Annotated in this window: 7 protein-coding genes; 1 reads left to right on the forward strand and 6 read right to left on the reverse strand. The window is 42.0% G+C overall.

Annotation, left to right across the window (positions count from 1 at the left end; translation table 11 throughout):
- Positions 1 to 104 precede the first annotated feature (104 nt).
- Positions 105 to 1,469, reverse strand: coding sequence for an ATP-binding protein (locus NNC77_RS09450; RefSeq protein WP_367398741.1), 1,365 nt, complete (start codon positions 1,467 to 1,469; stop codon positions 105 to 107).
- Positions 1,470 to 1,673: 204 nt separating this feature from the next.
- A complete protein-coding gene (locus tag NNC77_RS09455; protein WP_117727474.1) occupies positions 1,674 to 2,978 on the reverse strand; it encodes an NCS2 family permease in 1,305 nt (434 codons plus the stop codon).
- 267 nt (positions 2,979 to 3,245) lie between these two features.
- Here NNC77_RS09455 and NNC77_RS09460 point away from each other — a divergent pair, with 267 nt between their 5' ends.
- Positions 3,246 to 4,811 carry an ATP-binding protein gene (locus NNC77_RS09460; protein ID WP_254970527.1) on the forward strand — a complete coding sequence of 522 codons (1,566 nt, stop codon included), beginning with the start codon at positions 3,246 to 3,248 and terminating at the stop codon, positions 4,809 to 4,811.
- Positions 4,812 to 5,160: 349 nt separating this feature from the next.
- On the opposite strand, the gene NNC77_RS09465 is transcribed toward NNC77_RS09460, so the two are convergent.
- The 4 genes from NNC77_RS09465 to NNC77_RS09480 all read right to left on the reverse strand — a co-directional run.
- Positions 5,161 to 5,784, reverse strand: coding sequence for a hypothetical protein (locus NNC77_RS09465; protein WP_254970526.1), 624 nt, complete (start codon positions 5,782 to 5,784; stop codon positions 5,161 to 5,163).
- A 131-nt stretch (positions 5,785 to 5,915) separates the two neighbouring features.
- The gene (locus tag NNC77_RS09470; RefSeq protein ID WP_254970524.1) at positions 5,916 to 6,254 is read right to left on the reverse strand and encodes a hypothetical protein; all 339 of its coding nucleotides are present in this window, start codon (positions 6,252 to 6,254) and stop codon (positions 5,916 to 5,918) included.
- Between the two features lie 33 nt (positions 6,255 to 6,287).
- Positions 6,288 to 6,761 carry a hypothetical protein gene (locus NNC77_RS09475; RefSeq protein ID WP_254970522.1) on the reverse strand — a complete coding sequence of 158 codons (474 nt, stop codon included), beginning with the start codon at positions 6,759 to 6,761 and terminating at the stop codon, positions 6,288 to 6,290.
- A 191-nt stretch (positions 6,762 to 6,952) separates the two neighbouring features.
- Positions 6,953 to 7,615: outer membrane beta-barrel protein (locus NNC77_RS09480; RefSeq protein ID WP_254970520.1), on the reverse strand; the 663-nt coding region annotated here is incomplete at its 5' end.

Genomic DNA, 7,615 nt, shown 5'->3' on the forward strand with positions numbered 1-7,615 from the left:
TTGAATAGTTGATAAGAAAGTTAGTTAGAAAAGAGAAGGCGGCAACCTGCGTGATGCAGTTTGCCGCCTCGTTTTTTATCTATTGGCAAAAAAATAATAAAAGCCTATATTGGCTCAAATCTGAATATAGGTTTCTTTATCATTTCGGGTTGAAGATACATCAACATATAGATAGGGTAATAGAGAATCTTGTCTACAACCTGCACATTGCCATTAGAGAAAACTATGGCACGAGGAATAGCGTACTCCTCATTGTTCATCACATTAGAGAGTGCATTATGACGTTTATAATCCTTGCCTGACTTGATTTCTATCGGCAAGACCTTACCTCTGTCTTCTATAACAAAGTCCAGTTCCCCCTGCTTCTTATTATTGAAATAATAAAGATTATAACCGTGAGCACGTAATTCTTGCGCTGCAAAATTCTCATAAATGGCTCCATTGTTGATTTCTGTTGTACCCGTAAGTAAATCGATTGCTATATTGACAGCATACTGGCTTGCCAACAACCCCACATCGTTCATGAACAACTTAAATAAATTGCGCTGTTCACCAAGTTTTAAAGGCAAGCGAGGTTCTTCTACATTATAAGTAGGGAGCGCCACACCAGCATCGGCTAGCCATAAAAAAGAATTTCTATAACGCTCAAATTTTGCCTTCTCATTTAATGCCTTCAAAATAAAACGCTTGTTCTTGGCATTCAGTTCTGAAGGTATCAAGTCGAATATATCTTTGATATACAGCTTGTTCTTCGGGTCATACTTGGCTATATCCTTTCCGTAGAGGTGCATGATTTCTCGTTGTGCCTCACGCACTATCTGTAAATTATTCGTATTAATATACTTTTGGACAGCCTCAGGCATTCCTCCTACAATAAGATAAAGATGAATGAGATCATTCAGCTTATTATGCACAACCTCATCCACCACCTTGCATTGCTCATAGCACTCCTTGACATGAGCCATTACTCCAGTACTCATCCCTACAGCCTCAGCAAATTCCTCAAAATCGAGAGGAAACATCTCTTTTTCTGCCATATAACCAACAGGTACACTACGGATATCCTTCAACTCTACCCCTAACAACGAGCCACTCATTACATAGCGATAGCTACCCTCTTCTACCAGGAATTTGATGGCAGTAACCATCTCTGGACATTCCTGCACCTCATCAAAGAATACCAGAGTTGTGCCTGGAATAAGTTTCTTCTCTGCCAAGGCAGAAAGGCGCAAGAGGATTTCCTTAGCATCAGAAGGAGACTTAAAAGCCTCTCTATACTTAGGATTATTGAGAAAATTGAACTCCACTACATCCGCAAAGCATTCCTTTCCAACCTTCCGGATAGCGAAGGTTTTACCTACCTGGCGAGCACCTGAAACGAGAAGAGCTTTTTTCTCCATTTCGAAGAAATTGCGTAAATAATTGTATATCTTCCTGTTAAGCATATCTATATTACTTTTTCTTACCATAATTTATAGGCTTTACGGAACTTTTCCAACCTATTTTAGACTAGAAAAGGAGCTTTTCCAACCCTTTTTGGGGTATTTTCTGCCACTTTTCCAACTTCTAGCCGCTGCAAAGATACCATTTTTTTCCGAAACTCCTCTATTTAAACAAGAATATTTTCTCTAAATATCACCAATCAAAATAATTTTGAAAAATATGTCGTTTAATTAACCGAAAACATAATTGAAGAGCAGGAAGATGCTCAGGATATACAGCGTAGGATTCAGATCCTTGAACTTGCCCACCATCATCTTGATCAATACATAGCTCAGAATACCAAGGCAGATGCCATCGGCAATACTGTAGCAGAGTACCATCGTAATCATCGTGATAAAGGCAGGGAAAGACTCGGAGATATCCTCCAACTCAATCTTCTTGAACGAATCAATCATCAATACACCCACCATTACCAGGGCACCACTGGTAGCAGCGCTCGGAATCAGGAGGAAGATTGGAGCCAGGAAGATGCTCAGGATAAACATCAAACCCACAAAGAAAGATGTCAAGCCCGACTTACCGCCCTCAGCAACGCCCGAAGCACTCTCCACATAAGTGGTAATGGTAGAGCTACCCAGCAATGCACCGGCTGTAGTACCGATGGCATCACTCATCATCGCCTCCTTCACACCCGGAATCTCGCCCTTCTCATTCTCCTTGATACCCAACTTGGAAACCAATCCCAGAACCGTTCCGATGGTATCGAAAATGTTGACAAGCAACAGCGAGAATACCACCATGAACATCTTAGGAGTAAAGAAGCCGGTGAAATCGAACTGGCAGAAGATAGGAGCGATGCTGTGAGGGGTAGATACCGGCATCCAGTTGTCAGAGAACTGGGTTACGCCCATCGGAATACCTATCAATGTAGAGATGATGATGGCGATAAACAAAGAGCCCTTCACTCTTCTCGCCATCAGACAGCCGCAGAGCAGGATGCTGATGAGACCCAGGATGCTGACTGGTGTAAACTTGCCGAGTTGCACGAAAGTATCCGCATTGGCAGTAATGATGCCCGCATTCTTCAAACCGATAAAAGCGATAAACATACCGATACCGGCAGAAATGGCGAATCGGAGATTCTTCGGAATACACTCCAATATCTTGTCACGGATATTGAGGAAGGTGATGGCTAGGAAGATGATACCCTCTACGAGCAACACCGCCAAAGCCTGCTGCCAGGTCAAGCCCATAGCCTGACAAAGGGTGAAGGCGAAGAAGGCATTCAGTCCCATACTAGGAGCCTGGGCGAAAGGCAACTTTGCCATGAAAGCCAGCAGGAAGGTGGCGATGGCTGAAGCGATGGCTGTGGCAGTAAAGAGAGCTCCCTTGTCCATACCCGTAGTGGCGAGAATGGTAGGGTTCACTGCCAGGATGTAACACATGGTCAGGAAGGTAGTCATACCAGCTATCAACTCCGTCTTGACCGTAGTAGTCTTTGGGTCGAAACCCAATAAAGCTTTTAATTTGTTCATTTCTTATATTTAAATTTATCTCTATTTTCTCTTTCCCCCTTTTCACAACCCAATCCCGTTGTTTTTTCGGGGCGAACAAAGGTAAGAAAAAATAATGAGGAAAGCCTTATTTTACATGTTTTTAACTCATCAGAGTGCCTTATTTTACATGTTTCGGGGGATTCAGAACGCCTTATTTTACAAAGCATTTTATTTTTAACCATTATGCTTGGTTAATTCGGATTTTCTTTGTAACTTAGCAGCGCAAAACGTAAAGCATGTAGGATTATGGCAAAAATAGTAAATAAATATCCTGTAGGAATTCAGACTTTTGAAGAAATTCGCGAGAAAGGTTATCTCTATGTAGATAAGACCAAATACATCGTGGATTTCAGAGAAAAAGGTATGAAGTATATCTTTCTGAGCCGTCCAAGACGATTCGGAAAATCGCTCTTTGCATCTACCCTTCAGGCCTATTTCGAGGGAAGAAAGGAACTGTTCGAGGGATTGGCTATTGCTGAATACGAGAAGGAATGGGTGAAGCATCCTGTGCTCCACTTCGATATGAGCGGTGCCAAACATTTTGATGCAGATGGCTTGAACAATTATCTGAATCTGCAGCTTTTGCCTTACGAGAAACTTTATGGTAAAGGAGAAGGGGAAATTTACCCTAACGAAAGGTTGGATGGTATCGTAAAGCGTGCTTATGAGCAGACGGGCGAAAAGGCTGTTGTCATCATCGACGAATACGATGCCCCATTGCTGGATGTGGTACATGAAAAGGAAAACCTGCAACCGCTCCGCCGCATTATGCAGAACTTCTACATTCCTCTGAAAAAACTCGATCCTTACCTGGAGTTCACCTTCATCACGGGCATCACCAAGTTCTCGCAGCTCAGCATCTTCAGCGAACTCAACAACCTCGACAATATCAGTCTGTTCGACCAGTACTCAGCCATCTGCGGCATCAGCAAAACCGAGCTTACCACGCAGATGAAACCAGATATTGAGGCTATGGGCGAGGCACTGAACATGACGTATGAGGAGTGTCTGAAAGAGCTGACGCAATTCTACGACGGTTATCATTTCAGCGAGAAATCAGAAGATATTTTCAATCCGTTCAGTCTTGTAAAGGCAATGAATGCAGGCAAGATTGCTCCTTACTGGTTTGGTTCCGGCACTCCATCCTTCCTCTTGAAACTCTTGGATAAGTATCATGTCAATCTTTCTACTTTAGAGAGTCAAGAGACAGTATTGAGTTCCTTCGACCAATCAACAGAGGAAATGACAGAAGCCTTGCCATTGCTTTACCAGAGCGGCTATCTGACCATCAAGAAATATGAACCGATGTTTCAGGAATATACGCTGGGCATCCCAAACAAGGAGGTACGCGACGGACTGCTCAACTCATTGATTCCTCATTATGTGAACCCTCGCCGTTCTGACAACAATGCCTTCCTCTTGGGATTCTGCAAGGCGGTTTATAGAAATGACATCGAGGCGGCACTGGAGCACATGCGCACCTATATGGCTACGATACCATATGATTTGGAGAATCACAGCGAGAAGCATTATCAGACTATCTTCTATCTGATGTTCAGTTTCCTCAACATCTATATCCGCACAGAGGTGAAGAGTGCCATCGGCAGGGCTGATGCCGTGATGCACATGCCAGATACAATCTACGTCTTCGAACTGAAGGTAGATAAGAGTGCTGATGAGGCTTTGGCACAAATAGACGAAAAAGGCTATATGCTGCCATATCATACAGAGGGCAAGCGACTGATAAAAATCGGTATCAGTTTTGACAGCACCCAGCGCACTATCAGCGATTGGAAGATTAAGGAAGAATAAAGAAAAAATCCGAAACAGAAGCTTACCAAGTTATCTGTTTCGGATTTTTTGATGCTTATTTCGTTTGGATAAGCCAAGGGGTTCAAACCATCTTGAATTGTTAAAAAAAATAACTCGCTCTAAATTGGACTTTGATTGAAAATCAAGAAGTTGGGCGTTTGCCTATATTATATAGGTAACAATATGGAAACGAGCGGACTTCTGCTCGTTTCTGTATTTTGCAATATGCAAAGAACGCCTCTATTCGGGGACAAAGATACGATATTTTTCTTAATATCCCATAATTTGCAAGAAGAGAAACATAGAAATTAGGACTTTTTTACATAAAATCTTCTGTTCAGATATGTTTCTATTCATTTATATTATCACCCCTACTGACATAAGAAAGAACCAAACGGCGAACCACGGCATGAATGTCTTCATTAGGGAACTTCTGGCGATATTTCTCCGTAAGGTCTTCGCAGAAATACATCTTGCTATCAACCAAAGAAACAGGAATATTTTCATGCATAAACACATCGTATGTTGAAACAGGCTTGCCATCCTTTGTGTCGACAGGCACAATATCCATCTTATACCAAGCATTTACAGAAGCGGCAGAGAACAATCTATAATTGTCCTTACTCTCCACTTTACCAGCGATGTCCAGTATATATCCGTCAGCAGACTTATCGTCCTCAGGATTCACCGCATATAGCATATATGTAGCAGGAAGCGTCGAGTGTTTTTTTATGATAAACTGATATTTTTTGCTTCCTCCAAAAGGAGGGTTTGCCTTCAAATCCTGCTCTATATCCTCACGAATTTGTGGCGCATCCACCACAAACTCTACTTCGCCAGTATAATTGACGACAGTTTTCGATGACTGTGGATTTGGCTGAATAACTTCACCATTGTCATTGCTGTTGTCACACGCACAAAAAGCCAAGACTACCAACAGTAGTAAGACTGATTTTTTTACTAAATACTTCATATCCTAATTTGTCTATTAAACCTATTCTGATATTAAACGTAGAATATGCCTAAAACTTGCTCTATTTAACGTTTTTAACATTCTATCTAAAACTTGCCAACACTCACAAGAAGCAATCATTTCCCCGCTTCCTACTGCCCCTTACGGTAGATGGCGACAAAACGGTTAGCGATATTGATGAGTTTCTGCCGGGCATTAGGATCACTTACATCATCAAAACTCCAGTTGGGAAATTCGCCACGCATCTTGGAGAAACGCTTGGAGATGACACTGGCATTGGTCAGGTCGGAAGGCAATTTCAGCTGCTCTGTAAGGTACTTGCAGAAAGATGCGCCATTATCAAATTTGCCTTCAAAATCTTTGATATCAGAGAGCGCCACCATAATCAGGGCATAGTCTTTCTTCAAAGGAATAGCCTTCTCGTCTATCATCTTCTGCAAGGCCCGCTTTACTCTTTCTTCCTGGCTCAAGTCGCCCCATTCCTTCTCATTATCTTCTTCCGTTTATTCCTGCCCGCCGTTTTCCTGATGCTCATCGTCTGTCACTTCCAATTCCAATGTCTTCTTCTGTTCAGGCTCGAATCCGTGCAGATAATCTTCATCATTGTTCTGGCGCATCAGTTCATTAATCTGAGATGAAACGAAGAAACCATCCTCGCCATAATAACCGATATTGGCTGCCAGCTGTTCAACCACATCCCGGTTCTTCACGACTGCTCCGAGGCACCGCTGAGAAAACTCCTGAGTTACGTAGCCTCTCCATTGCCCCATAATCATTGAGCAAAATTGAAACACTTTCGACTCCAAAGGCATCATCTGAAGTATCACAGCTGCCATATACAGGATGACAAATACGATTCTCTGCCGCTCGTCCTGAGCTGTAGCATACTCATCCTCGTCAACATAGTTTTTCTCATATTGCCCTATTCCTTCCACAAAGGCCAGGCGGCTCTCCGTATCGGTATGCGAAAACATCATTTTGTCTACGATGCAGAATACCTCATAAAAAACATCCTCGCATGAACATCGGGACGTAGGAAACCAAGTCTTGTCATTGAAAATGTCATGAGATTCTGTGGATGAATATCTCGGTTAATAAATCCTGAGATATTCATCACACAGAATTTGGGTATTGCATTTTAGAGGTTGATTTGAAAACCAATACTTTTCTAAAAACGATTAATCTCATCCTCAGCAGAACCGCTTCCGTTGTATTTATCTTTGAAACTATTGAAGTTGTAACTAATGGAAGCTATGATGCAGCGATTGAAGTTATTCACCTTTCTGTTCTGCACCACAAAATTAACCCTCTTTACATCGTTCAACTTCGAGCTATCAAACAAGTCATCTGCTTTCAATGTTATCGTCAATTTCTTTTTAAGTAACTGTTTCTGCACCATCATATTGAATGACGAATAGCCGTTTTGCTCGTAGATGCCATGATGTCCCTTAATGTTCCAAAAGAAATCACATCGAAAAAGCCAATCGTTCCTTAGTGCCACTACATTTTGGAAAGCGAAGAGACCGTATGGATGATTGTAATCTAATTGCTCTCCATTATATGATAGCGTGAAATAAGGTTTATAAACACCCACCGTCAAAGTAGGTCGCCAACAACCAAAAACAGGTGAAACAACACATTGCGCTCCTAGTTGCTGGAAATCCTTGGCGTTGGTTGACATCCAAGTTACCGTTCCAGGTTTGCCGGATACTGCAACGACAGTCGGATGGATGTAATCCTTGATATACTGATAATCCAACTTGAAGTCGAATATGCTATAATTCACACTAAGTTCTGTATCATACACGTATTGCGGTTTCAGATAAATGTT

Source organism: Segatella copri (assembly GCF_024330485.1).
In the GTDB taxonomy this organism is placed as follows: Bacteria; Bacteroidota; Bacteroidia; order Bacteroidales; family Bacteroidaceae; genus Prevotella; species Prevotella copri_L.